Origin of the sequence: Pseudoxanthomonas dokdonensis (genome assembly GCF_001431405.1) — a bacterium.
In the GTDB taxonomy this organism is placed as follows: Bacteria; Pseudomonadota; Gammaproteobacteria; order Xanthomonadales; family Xanthomonadaceae; genus Pseudoxanthomonas_A; species Pseudoxanthomonas_A dokdonensis.
Window position 1 is genome coordinate 168484 of the sequence record NZ_LDJL01000011.1, and the last position, 20015, is coordinate 188498.

Below are 20015 nucleotides of genomic sequence, written 5' to 3' on the forward strand. Positions count from 1 at the left end.
CTCAGCGGTATGCGGCGTCGGCGGCGCGGCGCTCGGCGATTTCGGCTTCGAGCCGATCCCCGATCGCCAGCAGCTGCGGCTTGGTGACCACGTTCTGGCCACGTTTGTCGAAGTGGTATTCCAGTACATGCGTCTCGACGATCGAATCGACCGGGCAGCTTTCTTCGCAGAAGCCGCAGTAGATGCACTTGAACAGATCGATGTCGTAGCGGGTGGTCCGGCGGCTGCCGTCTTCGCGCTTGGTCGAATCGATGGTGATTGCCAGCGCCGGGCACACTGCTTCGCACAACTTGCAGGCGATGCAGCGTTCTTCGCCGTTCGGATAGCGGCGCAGCGCATGCAGGCCACGGAAACGCGGCGACTGCGGGAACTTCTCCATCGGATACATCATGGTGTATTTCGGCTTGAAGGTGTACTTCAGGGTCAGCCAAAGGCCCTGCAGCAATTCCAGCAGCAGCAGGCTCTTGAAGTAATGGACCACTTTATTCATCACTCAGACGCCTTTCTCGAACACGTGGAAGAACACCATCAATGCGGTCACCGCGATCCAGGCAATGGTCAGCGGGATGAACACCTTCCAGCCCAGGCGCATGATCTGGTCATAGCGGTAGCGCGGGAAGCTGGCGCGGAACCAGATGTAGGCGCTCATGAAGAACACCACTTTCAGGAACAGCCACGGCCAGCCACCGGTCCAGATCCAGTTGACCCAGGGCGACACGTCGGCAGTGATCCAGCCCTGCAGCGGGCTCAGCCAGCCGCCCATGAAGAACAGCGCGACCAGGAAGCTGACCAGGATCATGTTGGCGTATTCGGCCAGGAAGAACAGCGCGAACGCGGCGCCCGAATACTCGACCATGTGGCCGGCGACGATTTCCGACTCGCCTTCGACCACGTCGAACGGGGCGCGGTTGGTTTCGGCGACGCCTGATACCCAGTAGACGATGAACAGCGGGAACAGCGGCAGCCAGAACCACTCGAAGAAGCCGTTGTTGCCGGCCTGCGCCATCACGATCTGGCTGAGGTTGAGGCTGCCAGCGGCGATCATCACCCCGACCAGGGCAAAGCCCATCGCGATTTCGTAGCTGACCACCTGCGCGGCAGAACGCATCGCGCCGAGGAAGGCGTACTTGGAGTTGGATGCCCAGCCAGCCAGGATGATGCCGTACACACCCAGCGAGGTCATCGCCAGCAGGTACAACAGGCCGGCATTGGCGTTGGACAGTACCAGCTGGGCATCGAACGGCACCACCGCCCACGCGGCGAAGGCCGGCGCCAGGGTTATCAACGGCGCGATGATGTACATCGCCTTGTGCGCGCTGCTGGGCTGGATGATTTCCTTGAACAGCAGTTTGAAGACGTCGGCGAAGGCCTGGAAGATGCCCATGCCGACGTACATCGGCCCGTGGCGCACGTGCATCCAGCCAATCAGCTTGCGTTCCCAGACCACGTAGAACGCGACGGTGATGATCACCGGCATCGCGATCAGCAGGATCTTCAGCACGATCCACAGAATCATGCCGATGTCGCCCAGCCCGAAGAACCACTCGCGCAGCGGGCCGATGGCATTGATCAACAACTCGTTCATGCGCTCACCACCGTCACCCGTCCCGCGCCCAGCGGCGCGGTCGCGCCGTAGCCGCTTTCAATCCAGACCGTTCCCGCCGCCACCCGTGCGTCCAGGTGTACCGGCAAGGTCGCGGTGCCATTGCTCGCCGACAGCTTGACCACCCTGCCCTGCGCCAGGCCAGCAGCTTCCGCGTCGGTCGGTGCCATCACCGCACGGGCGCCCACGGTCAGCGGGTGCTGCTGCAGCGCGTCGGCGCGGCGCACGGTGGCGTCGGTGCGGTAGATCGCCGCGCTGACCGCCAATTCCAGGCCGTTGCTGTCGGCCGCAGCGGCGGCGCTGCTGGCAATGCTGGCTGGCGCCTGCTGCTGCCCGGCCAGTGCCCGCGCGCCGGCGATATCGGTGAATTCAAACGATGCCAGCTTCAGCTCGCCACCCAGCGCACGCAGCACGCGCCAGCCTTCACGGGCGCCACCGGGCAGCTTGCCGCCGGCCTGGGTCAGCTGATCACGGCCATCCAGATTGGTCAGCGTGGCTTCGATTTCGGCCAGCGAACCAATCGGCAGGATGACATCGGCAACGTTGCGGGTGGACTGGCAGGCAAACTGGCTGAACGCAACGACCTTGGCCGCGTTCAGGGCTTTCTGCGCGGCGCCGGTGTCGGCGAAGTCCAGGCCCGGCTCGATGCCGTAGATGATGTAGGCGTTGCGCGGTTGCGCCAGCATGGCGGCGACGTCGCGCTGCGTCGGCAACACGCCGTGACGGGCCAGGCCAACGGCATTGGCGCCCTGCGGAATACGGCACAGCGAGGCGCCGGTCGCGGCAGCGAAGGCGCCCGCGGCGGCACGCAGCGCGGCGGCATTCGGGTGGTTTTCGACCATGCCACCGACAATCAACACGGCACGGCGAGCCGACTGCGCGGCATCGCGCAAACCGGCATCGTCAAGCGCGGCCGCCAGCTGCGACGGCGCGACAATCTGCTTGCTGGCGACGTTGAAGGTGAAATCGAAATCCACCGGGTTGACCACATGCACCTTGGCGCCGTTGCGGTTGGCCTTGCGGATGCGCTGGTGCAGCAGCGGCAGTTCGTGGCGGATGTTGCTGCCGAACACGATGATGGTGTCGGCCTGCTCGATCTCGGCCAGTGGCAGTGCGAACGGCTGGGCCACCGCGCCATCGGAGAAATCGCGGTTGTTGATGCGGTGATCCAGGTTGCCGCTGCCCAGTCCAGCAGCCAGCGCCGCCAGCAATCCGCCTTCCTCGTTGGAGGTGGCGGGATGGACCAGCACGCCGAGATCGTCGCCCTGATGGGCACGCAGGATCTCGGCGGCGGCGGCCAGGCCTTCGGCCCAGCTGACTTCACGCCATTCGCCATTGACCTTCTGCAGCGGCTTGAGCGCACGGTCGTCGCTATACAGGCCCTGGTGCGAATAACGATCACGATCCGACAGCCAGCACTCGTTGACCGCTTCGTTGTCGCGCGGCACCGCGCGCAGCACTTCGCCGCGCCGCGTGTGCAGGAACAGATTGGAACCCATCGCATCGTGGTAGCCGATCGATTCGCGCGCGATCAGTTCCCACGGACGGGCGCGGAACTGGAACACCTTGTTGGTCAGCGCGCCGACCGGGCACACGTCGATGACGTTGCCGGACAGCTCGGTAGTCAGCGGCTTGCCGTCGTAGGTGCCGATCTGCAGGTTTTCACCGCGGTACATGCCGCCCAGTTCGTAGGTACCGGCTATCTCGGCGGTGAAGCGCACGCAACGGGTGCACTGGATGCAGCGGGTCATTTCGGTGGCGACCAGCGGACCCAGATCCTCGTCGGGTACCACACGCTTGCGTTCCTGGAAGCGGCTGACCGAACGGCCATAGCCCAGCGACAGGTCCTGCAGTTCGCACTCGCCGCCCTGATCACAGATCGGGCAATCCAGTGGATGGTTGATCAGCAGGAATTCCATCACGTTGCGCTGCGCCTTGAGCGCCTTCTCGCTACGGGTGAACACCTTCATGCCGTCGGCTACCGGCGTCGCGCAGGCCGGCAGCGGCTTCGGCGAAGCACGGCCGCCCATCTCGGCGTCGACCAGGCACATGCGGCAGTTGGCGGCGATCGCCAGCTTGTCGTGATAGCAGAAACGCGGGATCGGGATGCCGGCCTTGTCGGCGGCCTGGATGATCATCGAGTTCTTCGGCACGGCCATGGACTGGCCGTCGATCTCGATGGTGACGTGATCCGGCGGAACGTTGGGATTTGCAGGTTGCGCACTCATGCGGCAGCCGCCTCCGGGTTGGCTTTGGCATCGACAATGGAGTGGCCATTGAGGATGTAGTACTCGAATTCATGCCAGAAGTGGCGCAGCATGCCCTGCACCGGCCACGCCGCGGCTTCGCCGAATGCGCAGATGGTGTGGCCTTCGATCTGGCCGGCAGCAGCCTTCAGCGTATTGAGGTCGTCGACGGTGGCCTTGCCATCGACGATGCGGGTCAGCATCCGGTACATCCAGCCAGTGCCTTCACGGCACGGGGTGCACTGGCCGCAGCTTTCGGCGTAATAGAAGCGCGCGATGCGCTGGCAGGCACGCACCATGCAGGTGGTTTCGTCCATCACGATGACCGCGCCCGACCCCAGGCCCGAACCGGCCTTCTGGATGCTGTCGTAGTCCATGGTCAGGCCCATCATGGTCTCGCCGGGCAACACCGGCATCGATGAACCACCCGGGATCACTGCCTTGATCTTGTGGCCGTTGCGGATGCCGCCGGCCATGTCCAGCAATTCGGCGAACGGCGTGCCGAGGCGGATTTCGTAATTGCCCGGATTGGCCACGTGGCCGGATACCGAAAAAATCTTCGGACCGCCATTGTTGGGCTTGCCGAGGTTGAGGAACCACTCGGCACCATTGCGGATGATCGCCGGCACCGAGGCATAGGTCTCGGTGTTGTTGATCGTGGTCGGCTTGCCGTACAGGCCAAAGTTGGCCGGGAACGGTGGCTTGAAGCGCGGCTGGCCCTTCTTGCCTTCCAGCGATTCCATCAATGCGGTTTCCTCACCGCAGATATAGGCGCCGGCGCCGAGCGCGTTGTAGATGTCGATGTCGATGCCGGAGCCGAGCACGTTCTTGCCCAGCCAGCCGTTGGCATAGGCTTCGGCGGTGGCCTCTTCCAGATGCTCGAACGGCTCGTGGTGGAATTCGCCACGCAGGTAGTTGTAGGCCACGGTGCTGCCGGTGGCGTAACAGGCGATCGCCATGCCCTCGATCACCGCATGCGGGTTGAAGCGCAGGATGTCGCGGTCCTTGGCGGTACCGGGTTCGGATTCGTCCGAGTTGCAGAGGATGTACTTCTGCATCTCGCCCTTGGGCATGAAGCTCCACTTCAGGCCGGTCGGGAAACCTGCGCCGCCGCGACCACGCAGGCCGGACGCCTTGACCATCTCGACCACGTCGGCCGGCGGGATCTTCTCTTCGATGATCCTGCGCAGGGCGCTGTAGCCACCGGTCTTGAGGTAGTTTTCGTATGACCACGGCTTGTCGAAGTGCAAGGTGGTGTAGACCACCTGGTGCTCTTTCGGCGCCGGACCGACCGGGCCGTAGCCTGCGGATGTGTGCGGATGCTGTGCCATGCGCTTATTCCAACCCGTCCAACAGCTCGTCGACCTTGGCCGGGGTGAGCTTCTCGTGATAGTGGCCGTTGATCACGACCACCGGGGCGCCGCAGCAGGCGGCCACGCATTCTTCTTCGCGCTTCAGGTACACGCGGCCATCGGCGGTCGACTGGCCCAGCTTGCAACCCAGCTTCTGCTCGGCGTGCCTGACCAGATCCTCGGCGCCGTTGAGCCAGCAGCTGATGTTGGTGCAGAAGGCGACGTTGTTGCGGCCGACCGGCGCGGTTTCGAACATCGAATAGAAGCTGGCGACTTCGTAGGCCCAGACCGGCGGCAGGTCCAGGTACTTGGCGACACCGGCGATCAGCTCGTCGGTCAGGTAGCCCTGGTTCTGTTCCTGTGCGGCATGCAGGCCCTGCAACACCGCCGAACGCTTGCGATCCGGCGGAAACTTGCTCAGCCAGTGATCGATGTGCGCGCGCGTGGCGTCGCTGAGAACGACCAGCGGGTCGACATGACGCGCTGCTTCAAAATTACCCGTGGCCCTCATCGGTCCACCTCACCAAATACCAAATCGTAAGTACCAATCATGGCCACCACGTCGGCCAGCATGTGGCCCTTGACGATCGCGTCCATGGAAGAAAGATGGGCAAACCCCGGGGCACGCAGCTTGACCCGGAACGGCTTGTTGGCGCCGTCCGATACCAGGTAGCAGCCAAACTCGCCCTTCGGTGCCTCGACCGCGGCGTAGGTTTCGCCGGCCGGCACGCAGTAGCCTTCGCTGAACAGCTTGAAGTGATGGATCAACGCTTCCATGTCGTCCTTCATCTCTTCACGGCTGGGCGGCGCGACCTTGAAGTTCTGCACCATCACCGGGCCGGGGTTGGCCTTCAGCCAGTCCACACACTGCTTGATGATGTGGTTGGACTGGCGCATTTCCGCCACCCGCACCAGATAGCGGTCGTAGCAGTCGCCGTTGACGCCGACCGGGATATCGAAATCGACCGCGTCGTACCTGGCGTAAGGCTGCTTCTTGCGCAGATCCCATTCGATGCCCGAGCCACGCAGCATCACCCCGGTCATGCCCCAGGCACGCGCTTCTTCCGGCGACACCACGCCGATGCCGACGGTGCGCTGCTTCCAGATACGGTTGTCGGTCAGCAGGGTCTCGTACTCGTCCACGCGTTCCGGGAAGGTACGGGTGAAGTCCTCGAGGAAGTCCAGCAGCGAGCCTTCGCGGGCCGCATTCAGCCGCTTCAGCGACTTGCCCTTGTGCCAGGGCGATTCCTTGTAGCGCGGCATGTGATCCGGCAGATCACGGTAGACGCCACCGGGGCGGTAATAGGTCGCATGCATGCGCGCGCCGCTGACCGCTTCATAGCAGTCCATCAGCTCTTCGCGCTCGCGGAATGCGTACAGCATCACCGCCATCGCACCCAGATCCAGACCGTTGGAACCGATCCACATCAGGTGATTGAGGATGCGGGTGATCTCATCGAACATGGTGCGGATGTACTGCGCGCGTTGCGGCGCTTCGATCCCCATCAGGGTTTCGATGGCGCGCACGTAGGCGTGCTCGTTGCACATCATCGACACGTAGTCGAGGCGATCCATGTAGCCAATCGACTGGTTGAACGGCTTGGATTCGGCCAGCTTCTCGGTGCCACGGTGCAACAAGCCGACGTGTGGGTCGGCACGGATGATGGTTTCGCCGTCCATTTCCAGGATCAGGCGCAACACGCCGTGCGCGGCCGGATGCTGCGGGCCGAAGTTCATCGTGTAGTTGCGGATTTCCTGCTTGCTTTCGGCAGGATTGCTCGCAAATGCCTCGTGGGCCTGCTCAATCTGGGTCATTTGGATGCCTCCCGCTGCACGGCTTCGTCGGCAGCGGTCTGGTAGCGCGCATCATCGCGGATCACGCGCGGCACGCCGACGCGGGGTTCGACCGAGGTTACCGGCTCGTAGATGACGCGCTGTTTTTCTTCGTCGTAACGCACTTCCACGTTACCGATCAGCGGGAAATCCTTGCGGAACGGATGGCCGACGAAACCGTAATCGGTCAGGATCCGGCGCAGGTCCGGGTGGCCTTCGAAGATGATGCCGTACAGATCGAAGGCTTCGCGTTCAAACCAGTTGGCGCCGACCCAGATGTCGGTGACCGAGGCCACCACCGGCAGGTCGTCATTGCTGGCGAAGCAGCGCACGCGCAGGCGCTGGTTGTGCTGGTAGGAAATCAGGTGGGCAACGGCGGCGAAGCGACGTTCCGGGCCGCCACCCTGCGGGCGCTGTTCCCAGTTGAAGCGGCCGGGGCCATTGCCTTCGACACCGCGGCTGAAGCCTTCATTGGACACGTCGGAGGTGTCCCACTCATCGCTGCCATAGCCCAGGTAGTCGACGCCGCACAGGTCGGACAACTGCTCGAAACCGAGTTCGTCGCGCAATGCCAGGCAGGTCTCGTGCCACTGCGACGCCGCGACTTCCAGCGTGATCTCGGCGCGTGGCCGGGCCACGAGGATCTGCGCATCGGCAAAACGCGCGCGCAGCCGGTCAATGAAGTTTGAAGCTTGCTCTGCCATGGGGCGTGGCGTGCTCTTGGAATTTGAAAGGGGGAAAGCCACCAGCGGGCGGGTCAGCGCTCGATGGTCTTGTTGGCGACCGACTGGGTCCGCCAGATCTTCTTCTGCAACTGCAGGATGCCGTACACCAGTGCTTCGGCGGTGGGCGGGCAACCCGGCACGTAGACGTCGACCGGGACGATGCGATCACAGCCACGCACCACCGAGTAGGAGTAATGGTAGTAGCCGCCGCCGTTGGCGCAGCTGCCCATCGAAATCACCCACTTCGGGTCGGGCATCTGGTCGTAGACCTTGCGCAGCGCCGGCGCCATCTTGTTGACCAGGGTGCCGGCGACGATCATCACGTCGGACTGGCGCGGCGACGGCCGGAACACCACCCCGTAGCGGTCCAGATCCAGGCGCGAGGCACCGGCGTGCATCATCTCGACCGCACAGCAGGCCAGGCCGAAGGTCATCGGCCACATCGAGCCGGTACGCGCCCAGTTGAGCAGCGCGTCCATGCTGGTGGTCACGTAGCCTTTTTCCAGCAACGGGTTGTCACCCTCGGGGCGCAGGATGTCATCCACCCGCCCTTCCGGGATCGGGTTGGTCATCAGACGGTCAATGGTCTGGATCACTCCCATTCGAGCGCTCCCTTCTTCCAAACGTAAATAAAGCCGAGGAACAGCATGCCGACGAACAGGCCCATGGTCACCAGCGCGCGTGCGCCCAGTTCCTGGAACACCTGCGTCCACGGCACGATGAAGATGATTTCCAGATCAAAGACGATGAACTGGATGGCGATCAGGTAATAGCGCACGTCGAACTTCATGCGCGCGTCTTCGAATGCTTCGAAGCCGCATTCGTACGGCGAGAGTTTCTTGGCGTCCGGACGCCGCGGCCCGAGGAAGCGGCCAACCACCATCAGCGCGATGCCGATGCCGGTGGCAACCATCAGGAACAGTAAGGTCGGAAGGTAATTGGCCAGCACTCGCGATTCTCTTCTTGTCCTAATCCGTCCCGCGCAAATTCTACATGCAACGCTGCACGCAGCTTGCGAAAGACTCGCATTTGGCTTGTGGAGCCACGCCGGGCGCGGCTTTGCGCGGGTGCGCCAGGGATTGGCGGGACGCCGGTTGGCGGCTCCCGTGGCACCCACTTCGCCGGCACCACGGTGACCGCGATGACGGCGCCTCGCCGTACCCCTTCCGCAACACGTACCGGGGCCCGACGAATCCGTCTTATTGTACCGTCTGGTTTACGAAGTAGTAAACGTTTACCGCCCTGATCACGCTGCGGTCCGGCAAAAAAAAGCCCGCATCGCTGCGGGCTGGGTGCTTCTGCAGATCGTCTTCCTCGGTGCCGTGCGGACAACCGGGAAAAGGACTGGTATTGGTGCCCTGGAGGGGACTCGAACCCCTACGACTTTCATCGCTACCACCTCAAGGTAGTGCGTCTACCAATTCCGCCACCGGGGCAAGTTCCACGCGCCGCGGCTGGGCAGCGACGCGCGGGGGACTATTGTAGCTTCCTTCAACCGCCTTGTGACGGGGCTGCCGGTGCTGGTTGTTCTGTGGCCGGCGCCGGCTGCGGCGCGGTCTGTGCCGGTACCGTCGCTTCCGGTGCGGCGGGCACGGTCGATGCCGGCGCGGTCTGGATCGGCGTGCTGGGCACGGTCGACGGTTGAGTCGATACCTCGCCCGGTGCCGGCGTTGCCGGCGCGGTGGCAACCGGCGCTTCGCTCATCACGCCCAGGTTCTGCTCGGTGGCCGGACGACCACCATGGCTGGCGTACCAGGCCATGAACAGGCTGATGCCGAAAAACGCCACTGCCAGCCACTTGGTGCTCTTGGACAGGAAGTTGGACGCGCCACGCGCGCCGAACACGGTGCCGGAGGCGCCCGCGCCAAAACCGGAACCCGCCTGGGCGCCGGAACCACGCTGCATCAGTACCAACGCGACAATCGCCACGGCGACCAACACGTAGATCACATTGAGGATCAACATCATTTCGAATTCGTCTCGATTCGGTTGTTAAGCCCGGAGGAAGCCGGACTTCCGGAGTGCCACCCGGTTTACGCGCTTTCCGCCGCCGCCGAGGCAATGGCAAGGAAGTCGCGGGCCACCAGCGAAGCACCGCCTACCAGCCCTCCATCGACATCAGGCTGCGCGAACAGTTCCGCGGCGTTGTCGGGCTTGACGCTGCCGCCGTACAGGACGGTCAGCGAATCGGCAATTCTAGCATCGTGTGCGGCGACTACGCCACGGATGAATGCGTGCACCGACTGGACCTGCGCCGGCGTGGCGGTCTTGCCGGTACCGATGGCCCAGACCGGCTCGTAGGCGACCACGGCCCTGGCGAAAGCGGTCACGCCCGCGGCCTGCAGCACCGCCTGCAGCTGGCGGCCGATGACCTGCTCGGTCTCACCGGCCTCCCGCTGCTGCAGGGTCTCGCCGACGCAGCAGATCGGCACCAGCCCGGCGTTGCCCGCGGCGATGAACTTGCGCGCCACCAGTTCGTCGCTTTCGGCATGGTACTGGCGACGCTCGGAATGCCCGACCATGCCGTACGCGGCGCCGACGTCCATCAGCATCGCCGCGGACACTTCACCGGTGTAGGCGCCCTTCTCGTTGCTGCTGACGTCCTGCGCGCCGAAACCGATTCCGCGCGGGGCGTAATCTTCAATCAACTCGCCCAGGTATGGCAGCGGCGGCAGGATCACCAAGTCCACCGGGCCTTGTGGCCGGCCGGCGGCGATTTCGTCCATGAGCCCGTAGGCGAACTGACGATCGCCGTGAAGTTTCCAGTTTCCCGCCACCAGTTTGCGACGCATAAGACCAATTCCTGTCCAATCAAGGCGCGCAGGATAGCCGATGTCCAGGCAAAGCGCCCGTGGTATCGCCGCCGCGGGCCCCCGCGGCAATCCGCCGGCGGGCGGACGAAGCGGCTACTTCAGCTTGATTTCGCGCAGCCGCTGCTCCAGGTAGCCCTGCGCGGTAATCGGCTGCGGATAGCGGTTGGGGTTGTCGGCGGTGATCGTCGAAGGCAGTACGTCGATCAGGAAATCCGGATTGGGGTGCAGGAAGAACGGCACCGAATAGCGCGGCTGGCGCGCCTGTTCGCCCGGTGGATTGGTGACCCGGTGGGTGGTGGACGGATACACGTGATTGGTCAGCCGCTGCAGCATGTCGCCGATGTTGACCACGATGGTGTCGGCGTCGGAGGTGAACGGCACCCACTCGCCCTGCTGCGAGCGCACTTCCAGGCCAGCGGCGCTGGCGCCGACCAGCAAGGTGATCAGGTTGATGTCCTCATGGGCACCGGCGCGCACATTGGGGATGTCGTCGGCGGTGATCGGCGGGTAATGAATCGGCCGCAGGATCGAATTGCCGCTGTTGGTGACGCTGACGAAATAATCTTCCGGCAGGCCGATATGCAGCGCCAGCGCCGCCAGCACCCGCGAGCCCAGCTGGTCCAGTGCCAGGTACAGGCCATAGCCATGTTCGCGGAAGCCCGGCACCTCATCGGGCCACAGGTTGGGCGGCATGAACTCGGCATATGGCGAATCCTGCGCAATCTCGCGACCGATATGCCAGAACTCCTTGAGATCGAAATGCCTGGAGTCCTTGGCCGTCTCGACCCCGAACGGGGTGTAGCCGCGGGCACCGCCACCACCAGCCACGTGGTATTTGCGCTTGACTTCGTCCGGCAGCGCAAAGAACCGCTTGAACGCGTCATAGGCCGCGTCGATGCTCTGCTGGCTGATGCCGTGGTTGCGGATGCCGGCAAATCCCCACTGCCGGTATGCAGCGCCCAGTTCGGCCACGAACGCCTCGCGGTCGCTGTCAAAACGGGTGATGTCCAGGGTGGGAATACGCGAACTCATGCCAGCTCCATTGCAGGTGACGCAGACAGGCTGCGCCACCCAGGTTGAATGATGTATTGCTCGGGGCGCTCACGCCCTGCCTGCGCCCGGTTCAGGCGACGGCCCGCACCGCATTGGCGAGGCTGTCCAGGGTGTCCTGCATCAGTGTTTCATCGTCTGCTTCCACCGTCACCCGCACCACCGGCTCGGTGCCCGATGGCCGCAGGAAAGCGCGGCCACGGCCGGCCACGGCCGTCTGCGCCTGGGCCAGAGCGGCCTGCACGCTGGCGGCTTCGACCGGACGGCTGCCAGCGGACAGGCGCACGTTGATGGTCTTCTGCGGCACTTTGCCCAGGCCTTCAAGCGCCTCGCGCAGGGACTGGCCACTGCGCTTGATCGCCTCGAGCACCTGCAACGCGGCCACGATCGCATCACCGGTGGTGGCGCGATCCAGGCACAGCAGATGGCCGGAGGCCTCGCCACCGAGCACGCCCTGCCCTTCGACCAGCGCCTGGTGCACGTAGCGGTCGCCGACCTTGGCCCGGACGAAGGCGATCTCGTGCTGCGCCAGCGCCCGCTCCAGTCCGTAATTGGTCATCAGGGTGCCGACCACCGCACCCTTCAGCCGGCCGCTGCGCTGCCAGGATTTGGCCAGCACGTACAACAGATCGTCGCCATCGACCGGACTGCCCTGGTCGTCCGCCATCAGCACACGATCGCCGTCACCGTCGAAGGCGATGCCCAGGTGCGCACCGGCTTCCCGGACCTTTCGCGACAGATTGTCGATGTGCATCGAACCGACGCCATCGTTGATGTTGACGCCGTTGGGCTCGGCGCCGATGGCGATGACCTCGGCACCCAGTTCGCGGAACAGCAATGGCGCGATGTGGTAGGTCGCGCCGTGGGCGCAGTCCAGCACCACTTTGAGCCCACGCAGATCGAACTTGCGGGCGACGCTGGCCTTGCAGAATTCGATGTAGCGGCCGACCACCTCGCGGCTGCGGATGGCCTTGCCGAGGCGATCCGAATCGACGGTGACGAAGTCCTGGTCCAGCGCTGCTTCGATCGCCAGCTCGGTCTCGTCGGCGAGCTTTTCGCCCTCGGCCGAGAAGAACTTGATGCCGTTGTCGTAATGCGGGTTGTGCGAGGCACTGATGACGATGCCTGCGTCGGCGCCTAGGGTGCGGGTCAGGAATGCCACCGCCGGGGTCGGCATCGGCCCCATCAGCTGCACGTCAGCGCCGGCGGCGACCAGCCCGGCCTCCAGCGCGGCTTCGAACATGTAGCCGGAAATGCGCGTGTCCTTGCCGATGACCACGATCGGCCGGCGTCCGCAACGCTCTCCCAGCACCCGGCCCAGCGCGTTGCCCAGGCGCATCACGAAATCGGCTGAAATCGGCGATTGGCCGACCCGGCCACGGATGCCGTCGGTACCGAAGTAGCGCCGGCTCATTCGGCGGTTACCAGATCGCTGTCCACCGGCTTGGGCTGGCGCATCATCATCGCGAAAAGATCGGCCAGCCGATCGCGCAGTTCGCGGCGGTCGCAGATCTGGTCGATGGCACCGTGCTCAAGCAGAAATTCCGAGCGCTGGAAACCTTCCGGCAGGGTTTCACGCACGGTCTGTTCAATCACCCGCGGGCCGGCAAAGCCGATCAGGGCTTCGGGTTCGGCGATGTTGATGTCGCCGAGCATCGCGAACGAAGCCGACACGCCACCGGTGGTGGGATGGGTCATCACCGAAATGAAGGGCAGGCCGGCTTCGCGCAGCTTGCCCAGCGCGGCCGAGGTCTTGGCCATCTGCATCAGCGAAAACAGGCTTTCCTGCATGCGTGCGCCGCCGCTGGCGGAGAAGCTGACGAACGGCGAACCGATTTCCAGTGCCCGTTCGGCGCCCAGCGAGAAGCGCTCACCGACCACCGAGCCCATCGAGCCGCCCATGAAGGCAAAGTCGAATGCGCTGGCGACCAATGGCTGGCCCTTCAGCAGGCCCTGCTGGGTGACCAGCGCGTCGCGTTCGCCAGTGCTTTTCTGCGCGGCCTTGATCCGCTCGGAATACTTCTTCTGATCCTTGAACTTGAGGATGTCGGTCGGTCCCAGCGCGGCACCGACCTCGCCGACGATGCTGTCGGCGTCAAACAGCGCGCGCAGGCGCGCGCGGGCGCGGATCGGCATGTGGAAGTTGCACTTCGGGCAGACTTCCAGGTTTTCTTCCAGTTCCGGGCGATACAGGACGGCGCCACAACGGTCGCACTTTTCCCACAACCCTTCCGGGACACTGCGTTTGCTCTTGGTGGCACCACCTTCGGTGCGGATGCCCGAGGGCATCAATTTGCTCAGCCAGCTCATGCGTTAGCCTACTTGTACGGACATGCCTTAACAGACAGGCCGATCAGCATACTCGACTTGACAGGGCCGATAAATGCGCCGCTCCCGGCCAGGGCGCTGCATGCCAGGGCCGGCGGTGCGATCGCCTGCCTGACAATGGACCGGGCCACCCGCCCCCGCCGGCATCTAGGGCCGAGGCTCAAGGATTCGGGTCAGGTATTCATCGCCAGCCAGCAACGCTGGCCACGGGCTGACTGGAAACCGTAGGGCGTGAACCTGCAGGCCGCGTGGATGGCGTCCTGCCGGCCATGCTTTCACATGCCACGGGAATCCTGCTTGTGGCTGATCATGTTGCAGGCCCGCCTGGCCTGGACCCGTCCGCGGGTAAGCGATGCCCTGTCCGCAAGTGGCCGGCAGGCTCCGGCAACTACGGCTTGCCGCCGGCGTCACCATCGGTGTAATACGGCACGTTGCCCTTGACTGCGAACATCCGTGCCCAGACATCCATCAACAGCGTGCACATGATGATGGTTTCCACTTCCTCATCCTTGAAATACTTACGGACCTGACTGGTGGCAGCCGGCATATTTTCATAATCGACACTGGAGATGGCCGCCGCATAATCCAGCGCGGCTTTTTCCTTGTCCGAATACAACTCGCTTTGTCGATAGGCCACGATATTGTCTATCTTGTGGATATCAATACCTGCATCACGCGCAGCCTGGGTATGGAAAATCGTGCAATAGCTGCACTTGTTCTTGATCGAGGTCCATAGCCGCACCAACTGTGCAGTCTGCCGGTCAAGCGGCAACGACTCGTAGCTGAAAGAGCCGTACTTCTTGGCAATCTGGGTGGGAAGGTCGGCGTAATTGGTGACATTGCCGCTGTAAAGCGTTTGCTTGAACGCCACCCCACCAAAATCCTGATGGACAATATCCTTCTTTTCGTCGGCTGCGACGGCACCCGTACTCAACGCCGTGGCGGCGCTGAAGACCAGCCATGATCCCATTTTCATTATGGTTGCACTCCCTCCGTTAAGTAATAACGAGGTTAGCAGCCAGCAGAGGATGCACCAAGCAATCCAGTGATTAAGTGAGATAAGTCACTACGAACGTTCGATGGCATGGCGCCATGGGAACTGATGCCCCGCTCACGTGGTGGAATCAAGCGCCTGTCGCAACGGCCGCAGGAACTCGCTGGCACTGGTACTTGCCTGGCCGGCATCGGATGCGCCAGCCAGCATGTCCACCAATGCACTGCCCACCACCACGCCGTCGGCGTCGCTGGCCATGGCACGGGCGCTGGCGGCATCGCGGATGCCGAATCCGGCCGCCACCGGCACCGGGGAAAGCTGGCGGATATGGCGCAGACGCTCGCTGGCAGCGGCCGTATCCAGTCGCTCCGACGCGCCGGTGACCCCAGCAAAACTGACGTAGTACAGATAGCCCTGGGCCTGCTCGCACAACCGTCGCAGGCGTGATTCGCTGGTGGTCGGCGAGGCCAGCGCAATCAGTGACAACCCGTGCCGGTTGAATACCACGCGGGTCTCGTCGGCCTCCTCCGGAGGCAGGTCGACCAGCAATACGCCGTCCACCCCAGCCTGCGCGGCTTCGGCGGCGAAGGCCCCGGTGCCCTTGATCTCGACCGGATTCAGATACCCCATCAACACCACCGGGGTCGCCTGGTCACGCTGGCGGAATTCGGCGACCGCGCGCAACACGTAGGACAAGCCCGCGCCCCGGCCCAGTGCCCGCTCGGAACTACGCTGGATGGTCGGGCCATCGGCACCGGGGTCGGAAAACGGCACTCCGAGTTCAATGACATCGGCGCCGGCGGCGACCAATGCATGCATCACCGGTACCGTCGCTTCCAGGCTGGGATCGCCGGCGGTGATGAACGGGATCAGCGCCTTGCGGCCGCCCGCCTTCAATCGGTCAAACGTGTGCTGGAACCGGCTCATTCGGGCTTGTCTGCGTTCGCCGCGGCGGCCTGCGCCGCCTGCAGGGCCGCGTATTCGGCGGCCAGTTCCGATTCGCCGACCGCGATGTTGCGCTCCTGGCCGAGGCCATCGAGGTGCTCGTTGAGCATGCGCCGGTACAGCGTGGTCATGTAATCCAGGAATTCGCTGCGGGCCGCGGCGGCATCGCCTTCCACCGACAGGTACACGTGGGCATTGAAGCGTGCGGCTGCGTACAAGGCGGCAATGCTGGTGCGCTTGAGGCCATGCTGCTGCGCATGCTTGTTGGTCAGTTCCAGGTACTGGTTGACGCAGTCGAAGAATGCCGGATCCAGCGGGGTGCCGACGGTGCCTGGGGCGGGAGTGTCCTGTTGGCTCATGGTGTTTTCCAAATTGGTTCAGAACTGGATGTTTTCACGCGCGGCGATGGTATGCACGTCCTTGTCGCCACGACCGGACAGATTGCACAGCACCAATGCGTCTTTGGGCAGCTCGCGGGCCAGTTTGATCGCCTGCGCTACCGCGTGGCTGGATTCGAGCGCGGCCAGGATGCCTTCGGTCCTGGCCAGCAGATGGAACGCCGCCAGCGCTTCGTCATCGGTGACCCCGACGTAACGGGCACGACCGCTGTCACTGAGGAAGGCATGTTCCGGACCGACGCCGGGATAATCCAGGCCGGCGGAGACCGAATGGGTTTCTATGATCTGGCCATCGTCATCGCACAGCACATAGGTGCGGTTGCCGTGCAGCACACCGGGGCGCCCGGCGGCGATCGACGCGGCGTGGCGGCCGCTGGCGATACCGTCACCGGCGGCTTCGGCACCGACGATGGCGACCTCACGATCGTTGAGGAAGGCGTGGAACAGGCCGATGGCATTGCTGCCACCGCCGACGCAGGCGGTGATGACGTCAGGCAGGCGGCCGTAGTCTTCCAGCATCTGCGCGCGTGCTTCGCGGCCAACCACGGCGTTGAAATCGCGGACCATGCGTGGATATGGGTCCGGGCCGGCGACGGTACCGATGATGTAGAAGGTATCGCGCACGTTGGTCACCCAGTCGCGCATCGCCTCGTTCAGGGCGTCCTTCAGCGTGGCCGACCCGGAGGTCACCGGCACCACCGTGGCACCAAGCAACTTCATTCGATAGACATTGATCTTCTGCCGCTCGATGTCGGTGGCGCCCATGTACACCACGCACTCCAGCCCCAGCCGCGCGGCGACCGTGGCGCTGGCGACGCCGTGCTGGCCGGCGCCGGTCTCGGCGATGATGCGGGTCTTGCCCATGCGGCTGGCCAGCAGCGCCTGGCCGATGGTGTTGTTGATCTTGTGCGCGCCGGTGTGATTGAGGTCCTCGCGCTTGAGCAGGATGCGGGCGCCGCCGACGTGGGTGGACAGGCGCTGGGCTTCGTAGATGGGGCTGGGGCGACCGACGTAATGCTTGAGGTCGTGGTCGAAGGCGGCGATGAAGGCCGGATCCTGGCGCGCGGCATCGTAGGCTTCGGCAAGTTCCTGCACCGGGCCAATCAGGGTTTCGGCGACGAAGCGTCCGCCATAGCGGCCAAAGTGGCCGGCGGCGTCGGGATAGGCGTGGAAATCGGCGACGTGGCTGGGGTCTGCGGGCAGGGTCATGAGGATCGGCACTTCAGGGATTCATCTTCAGCTTAACGCACGAATCGGACCGGGCAATATCGATGAATACTGCGCCATTCGTCAGTTAAACTCACAGGTATGAGCCGTCCCCTGCCCTCCTTGAATGCCTTGCGCGCCTTCGAGGCCGCTGCCCGCCTGCAAAGTGTCAGCCTGGCGGCGGCCGAGCTGCATGTGACCCACGGTGCCATCAGCCGACAGGTCAAACTGCTGGAACAGGAACTGGGGTTGGCCTTGTTCACCCGTCACGGCCGCGGCCTGGCGCTGACCAGCGCCGGTGTCCAGCTGCGCGATGCCAGCAGCGCCGCGTTCAACCAGTTGCAGCAGGCGATTGCGGGCCTGCGACCCGCCTCAGGCAAGCGGGCGCTGGTGCTTGGCTGCCCGAGCAGTCTGCTGGCGCGCTGGTTGATCCCGCGACTTGGGCAGCTTGAGCAGGATCTGCCGGGGCTGCCCCTGCACCTGGTGGCGCTGGAGACGGATCTGAGCAGTGCCCATCAGGATCTGGATGCGGCGCTGTTTCTGGGCCAATCGCCCTATCCCGTCGGTTGGGACATCCATGAACTGGCGGTCGAAACCATTGGTCCGGTATTGGCGCCGGAACTGGCCGAGCGATTGCATCTGGACACCTCGACGCCGCAAGCACTCTGTTCGCCAGCATTGCTGCACACCACTTCGCGGCCACAGGCATGGCCGAGCTGGGCCGCCGGCAATGGCCTCGACCCAGATGACTTCAACATGGGCAACGGCTTTCCGCATCTATATCACCTGCTTGAAGCCGCCTCGGCCGGGCTCGGCATCGCCATTGCCCCGCGACAACTGGTCCAGGACGAACTGGACAACCGACGCCTGCTGGCACCGTGGGGATTTACCGACACCGACGGCAGATGGGTCTTGGCCGCCCGCGCCGCGCATCGGGACCGGCGCATACCCGCGCTGGCCACCTGGTTGAGTGGGCAATTGCAGCAGCCATTCCGGCTAGGGCCCGATCATCCCGCGTAAAGCCGCGCGTACGCCAATGCCACGGATGGGATTGCGTTGGGCCGGGCCGCTGTGGCTCAGGAAATCCTGAATCAGCCGGCTGCGACATCCGCCCGCCGCACCGCTTCGACAAAGCCGCGCATTTTTTCCGCGTCCTTGATACCCGGGGCTGATTCGATGCCGCTGGATACGTCAACGCCCCACGGGCGGGCGACGTGGATGGCAGTGGCGACATTGCCGGGCGAAAGACCGCCGGCAAGCAGGAAGGGCGTGCCGCTGCTGGCCTCGGGCATTTGTCGCCAATCGAAAACCGCACCGCTGCCGCCAGCCTCACCGGCGCCGTGGCCGTCGAACAGGAAACCGCTGGCCGAGGAAAAAACCGGCAGCAGCGCGCTGACCTCGGCGGGCTGGCGTCCGCCCATGGCGATGGCTTTCCAGTAAGGCACGTCGAACTGGCGGCAGAAGGCTTCGTCCTCGCTGCCATGGAACTGCAGCAGCTCCGGCCGCAGCTGTTCGACCATGCTCCGCACTTCATCGACGGGATTGTCCATCAGCAAGGCGACCACAGCGATTTCTTCCGGCACCAGCGCTCGCAGTGACAACGCCTGCTGCAGGGTGACGCGGCGGCGGCTGTGATGGGCGAATACCAGGCCGATGTAGTCCACCCCCAGTTCTATCGCCGAGTGCACATCCTGGGCGCGGGTCAATCCGCAGAACTTGATCCGGGTGTGGCTCACAGGGTGACCTCCGCCGGCAGTTTCCATTCGGCTGGATACAGTGGGCTGACGAAGACCAGTCCATCGGCCGGTGCAGTCGGGCCGGCCAGCGTCCGATCACGACCGGCCAGCAGTTCGGCCAGCCAGCTTTCCGGTTGCTCGCCCCGCCCCACCAACAACAACGACCCGACGATGTTGCGCACCATGTGATGCAGGAAGGCATTGGCCTGGACCTCGACGATGACTTCCTCGCCATGCCGGCTGACGTTGAGATGATGCAGGTTGCGTCGCGCGTGCGGTGCCTGGCAATGCACGGTGCGGAACGCGCTGAAGTCGTGTTCGCCCAGCAGGTGCTGGCCGGCACGGTGCATCGCCGCCGCGTCCAGCGGCAGCCGCTCCCAGCTCAGGTACTGGCGTCCGAGCGCCGGGCGTACCCCGCGATTGAGGATGCGGTAGCGATAACGGCGCGCGCGCGCGGAAAAACGGGCGTGGAAGTCATCGGCCACCGGCTGGCACCAGCGCACGCAGACCGAGGCCGGCAGCTGCGAGGTCGCGCCCAGCGACCAGGCGCGCGGCGAGCGTACCGCGTCACTGTCGAAATGCACGACCTGGCATTGGCCATGCACGCCGGAATCGGTGCGCCCGGCGCAGACGGTTTCGATAGGGCTGTTGGCGACAAAGGAAAGCGCGTTTTCCAGCACCGACTGCACGGTGCTGCTGTCGTGCACGCCCGGCTTTGCCAATCGTTGCCAGCCGAGGAAATCACCGCCGTCGTATTCGACGCCCAGTGCGTAGCGCATGCCAGCT

21 protein-coding genes and 1 tRNA gene are annotated in these 20015 nt (G+C 64.3%); 1 reads left to right on the forward strand and 21 read right to left on the reverse strand.

The window, feature by feature from the left end; genetic code table 11:
* Position 1: 1 nt before the first annotated feature.
* The 19 genes from nuoI to trpB form a co-directional block, all read right to left on the reverse strand.
* Complete coding sequence (gene nuoI / locus ABB29_RS10450; RefSeq protein ID WP_057658778.1) at positions 2–490, reverse strand: NADH-quinone oxidoreductase subunit NuoI; 489 nt, start codon at positions 488–490, stop codon at positions 2–4.
* Between the two features lie 3 nt (positions 491–493).
* A complete protein-coding gene (gene nuoH, locus ABB29_RS10455) occupies positions 494–1585 on the reverse strand; it encodes an NADH-quinone oxidoreductase subunit NuoH (RefSeq protein WP_057658780.1) in 1092 nt (363 codons plus the stop codon).
* Positions 1582–3831, reverse strand: a complete 2250-nt coding sequence (nuoG, locus tag ABB29_RS10460; RefSeq protein ID WP_057658782.1) for an NADH-quinone oxidoreductase subunit NuoG — start codon at positions 3829–3831, stop codon at positions 1582–1584. Before nuoG ends, nuoH begins: the two co-directional genes overlap by 4 nt.
* Positions 3828–5180, reverse strand: a complete 1353-nt coding sequence (gene nuoF / locus ABB29_RS10465; RefSeq protein WP_057658783.1) for an NADH-quinone oxidoreductase subunit NuoF — start codon at positions 5178–5180, stop codon at positions 3828–3830. The genes nuoG and nuoF overlap by 4 nt, the downstream gene beginning before the upstream one ends.
* A 4-nt stretch (positions 5181–5184) precedes the next feature.
* Complete coding sequence (nuoE, locus tag ABB29_RS10470; protein WP_057658785.1) at positions 5185–5712, reverse strand: NADH-quinone oxidoreductase subunit NuoE; 528 nt, start codon at positions 5710–5712, stop codon at positions 5185–5187.
* Positions 5709–7016, reverse strand: a complete 1308-nt coding sequence (locus tag ABB29_RS10475) for an NADH-quinone oxidoreductase subunit D (RefSeq protein ID WP_057658788.1) — start codon at positions 7014–7016, stop codon at positions 5709–5711. The genes nuoE and ABB29_RS10475 overlap by 4 nt, the downstream gene beginning before the upstream one ends.
* The gene (locus ABB29_RS10480) at positions 7013–7738 is read right to left on the reverse strand and encodes an NADH-quinone oxidoreductase subunit C (protein WP_057658790.1); all 726 of its coding nucleotides are present in this window, start codon (positions 7736–7738) and stop codon (positions 7013–7015) included. The genes ABB29_RS10475 and ABB29_RS10480 overlap by 4 nt, the downstream gene beginning before the upstream one ends.
* Positions 7739–7791: 53 nt before the next feature.
* Positions 7792–8361, reverse strand: coding sequence for a NuoB/complex I 20 kDa subunit family protein (locus ABB29_RS10485; protein ID WP_057658792.1), 570 nt, complete (start codon positions 8359–8361; stop codon positions 7792–7794).
* Positions 8352–8708 (reverse strand): NADH-quinone oxidoreductase subunit A, encoded by a 357-nt coding sequence (locus ABB29_RS10490; RefSeq protein WP_057658794.1) that lies wholly within the window; start codon positions 8706–8708, stop codon positions 8352–8354. The genes ABB29_RS10485 and ABB29_RS10490 overlap by 10 nt, the downstream gene beginning before the upstream one ends.
* 402 nt (positions 8709–9110) lie before the next feature.
* Positions 9111–9195: transfer RNA gene (locus tag ABB29_RS10495), tRNA-Leu, on the reverse strand.
* Between the two features lie 55 nt (positions 9196–9250).
* Positions 9251–9727: a preprotein translocase subunit SecG gene (gene secG, locus ABB29_RS10500; protein ID WP_057658796.1), complete on the reverse strand. Its 477-nt coding sequence runs from the start codon at positions 9725–9727 to the stop codon at positions 9251–9253.
* A 65-nt stretch (positions 9728–9792) separates the two neighbouring features.
* Positions 9793–10551 (reverse strand): triose-phosphate isomerase, encoded by a 759-nt coding sequence (gene tpiA, locus ABB29_RS10505; protein ID WP_057658797.1) that lies wholly within the window; start codon positions 10549–10551, stop codon positions 9793–9795.
* A gap of 114 nt (positions 10552–10665) precedes the next feature.
* Entirely contained in the window at positions 10666–11604 is a 939-nt protein-coding gene (locus ABB29_RS10510) for an isopenicillin N synthase family dioxygenase (RefSeq protein WP_057658799.1), read from the reverse strand.
* Positions 11605–11695: 91 nt separating this feature from the next.
* The gene (gene glmM / locus ABB29_RS10515) at positions 11696–13036 is read right to left on the reverse strand and encodes a phosphoglucosamine mutase (RefSeq protein WP_057658801.1); all 1341 of its coding nucleotides are present in this window, start codon (positions 13034–13036) and stop codon (positions 11696–11698) included.
* Positions 13033–13932: an acetyl-CoA carboxylase, carboxyltransferase subunit beta gene (gene accD / locus ABB29_RS10520; RefSeq protein ID WP_057658804.1), complete on the reverse strand. Its 900-nt coding sequence runs from the start codon at positions 13930–13932 to the stop codon at positions 13033–13035. The genes glmM and accD overlap by 4 nt, the downstream gene beginning before the upstream one ends.
* Positions 13933–14338: 406 nt before the next feature.
* The gene (locus ABB29_RS10525) at positions 14339–14926 is read right to left on the reverse strand and encodes a carboxymuconolactone decarboxylase family protein (protein ID WP_083487785.1); all 588 of its coding nucleotides are present in this window, start codon (positions 14924–14926) and stop codon (positions 14339–14341) included.
* 135 nt (positions 14927–15061) lie between these two features.
* Complete coding sequence (gene trpA / locus ABB29_RS10530; protein WP_057658808.1) at positions 15062–15871, reverse strand: tryptophan synthase subunit alpha; 810 nt, start codon at positions 15869–15871, stop codon at positions 15062–15064.
* The gene (locus tag ABB29_RS10535; RefSeq protein ID WP_057658810.1) at positions 15868–16248 is read right to left on the reverse strand and encodes a DUF3144 domain-containing protein; all 381 of its coding nucleotides are present in this window, start codon (positions 16246–16248) and stop codon (positions 15868–15870) included. Before ABB29_RS10535 ends, trpA begins: the two co-directional genes overlap by 4 nt.
* 18 nt (positions 16249–16266) lie before the next feature.
* Positions 16267–17496, reverse strand: coding sequence for a tryptophan synthase subunit beta (trpB, locus tag ABB29_RS10540; protein ID WP_083487787.1), 1230 nt, complete (start codon positions 17494–17496; stop codon positions 16267–16269).
* 99 nt (positions 17497–17595) lie between these two features.
* Here trpB and ABB29_RS10545 point away from each other — a divergent pair, with 99 nt between their 5' ends.
* Positions 17596–18513, forward strand: a complete 918-nt coding sequence (locus tag ABB29_RS10545; protein ID WP_057658811.1) for a LysR family transcriptional regulator — start codon at positions 17596–17598, stop codon at positions 18511–18513.
* A 71-nt stretch (positions 18514–18584) separates the two neighbouring features.
* Here the strand turns inward: ABB29_RS10545 and ABB29_RS10550 are convergent, their stop codons facing one another.
* Both ABB29_RS10550 and truA read right to left on the reverse strand, forming a co-directional pair.
* A complete protein-coding gene (locus tag ABB29_RS10550; protein WP_245622600.1) occupies positions 18585–19229 on the reverse strand; it encodes a phosphoribosylanthranilate isomerase in 645 nt (214 codons plus the stop codon).
* Positions 19226–20008 carry a tRNA pseudouridine(38-40) synthase TruA gene (gene truA / locus ABB29_RS10555; RefSeq protein WP_057658815.1) on the reverse strand — a complete coding sequence of 261 codons (783 nt, stop codon included), beginning with the start codon at positions 20006–20008 and terminating at the stop codon, positions 19226–19228. The genes ABB29_RS10550 and truA overlap by 4 nt, the downstream gene beginning before the upstream one ends.
* Positions 20009–20015 lie beyond the last annotated feature (7 nt).

Bases quoted from the DNA above. Each gene is read 5' to 3' on its own strand.
- nuoI (WP_057658778.1), bottom strand. From the start codon at position 490: ATGAATAAAGTGGTCCATTACTTCAAGAGCCTGCTGCTGCTGGAATTG.
- nuoH (WP_057658780.1), bottom strand. From the start codon at position 1,585: ATGAACGAGTTGTTGATCAATGCCATCGGCCCGCTGCGCGAGTGGTTC.
- nuoG (WP_057658782.1), bottom strand. From the start codon at position 3,831: ATGAGTGCGCAACCTGCAAATCCCAACGTTCCGCCGGATCACGTCACC.
- nuoF (WP_057658783.1), bottom strand. From the start codon at position 5,180: ATGGCACAGCATCCGCACACATCCGCAGGCTACGGCCCGGTCGGTCCG.
- nuoE (WP_057658785.1), bottom strand. From the start codon at position 5,712: ATGAGGGCCACGGGTAATTTTGAAGCAGCGCGTCATGTCGACCCGCTG.
- ABB29_RS10475 (WP_057658788.1), bottom strand. From the start codon at position 7,016: ATGACCCAGATTGAGCAGGCCCACGAGGCATTTGCGAGCAATCCTGCC.
- ABB29_RS10480 (WP_057658790.1), bottom strand. From the start codon at position 7,738: ATGGCAGAGCAAGCTTCAAACTTCATTGACCGGCTGCGCGCGCGTTTT.
- ABB29_RS10485 (WP_057658792.1), bottom strand. From the start codon at position 8,361: ATGGGAGTGATCCAGACCATTGACCGTCTGATGACCAACCCGATCCCG.
- secG (WP_057658796.1), bottom strand. From the start codon at position 9,727: ATGATGTTGATCCTCAATGTGATCTACGTGTTGGTCGCCGTGGCGATT.
- tpiA (WP_057658797.1), bottom strand. From the start codon at position 10,551: ATGCGTCGCAAACTGGTGGCGGGAAACTGGAAACTTCACGGCGATCGT.
- ABB29_RS10510 (WP_057658799.1), bottom strand. From the start codon at position 11,604: ATGAGTTCGCGTATTCCCACCCTGGACATCACCCGTTTTGACAGCGAC.
- glmM (WP_057658801.1), bottom strand. From the start codon at position 13,036: ATGAGCCGGCGCTACTTCGGTACCGACGGCATCCGTGGCCGGGTCGGC.
- accD (WP_057658804.1), bottom strand. From the start codon at position 13,932: ATGAGCTGGCTGAGCAAATTGATGCCCTCGGGCATCCGCACCGAAGGT.
- ABB29_RS10525 (WP_083487785.1), bottom strand. From the start codon at position 14,926: ATGAAAATGGGATCATGGCTGGTCTTCAGCGCCGCCACGGCGTTGAGT.
- trpA (WP_057658808.1), bottom strand. From the start codon at position 15,871: ATGAGCCGGTTCCAGCACACGTTTGACCGATTGAAGGCGGGCGGCCGC.
- ABB29_RS10535 (WP_057658810.1), bottom strand. From the start codon at position 16,248: ATGAGCCAACAGGACACTCCCGCCCCAGGCACCGTCGGCACCCCGCTG.
- trpB (WP_083487787.1), bottom strand. From the start codon at position 17,496: ATGACCCTGCCCGCAGACCCCAGCCACGTCGCCGATTTCCACGCCTAT.
- ABB29_RS10545 (WP_057658811.1), top strand. From the start codon at position 17,596: ATGAGCCGTCCCCTGCCCTCCTTGAATGCCTTGCGCGCCTTCGAGGCC.
- truA (WP_057658815.1), bottom strand. From the start codon at position 20,008: ATGCGCTACGCACTGGGCGTCGAATACGACGGCGGTGATTTCCTCGGC.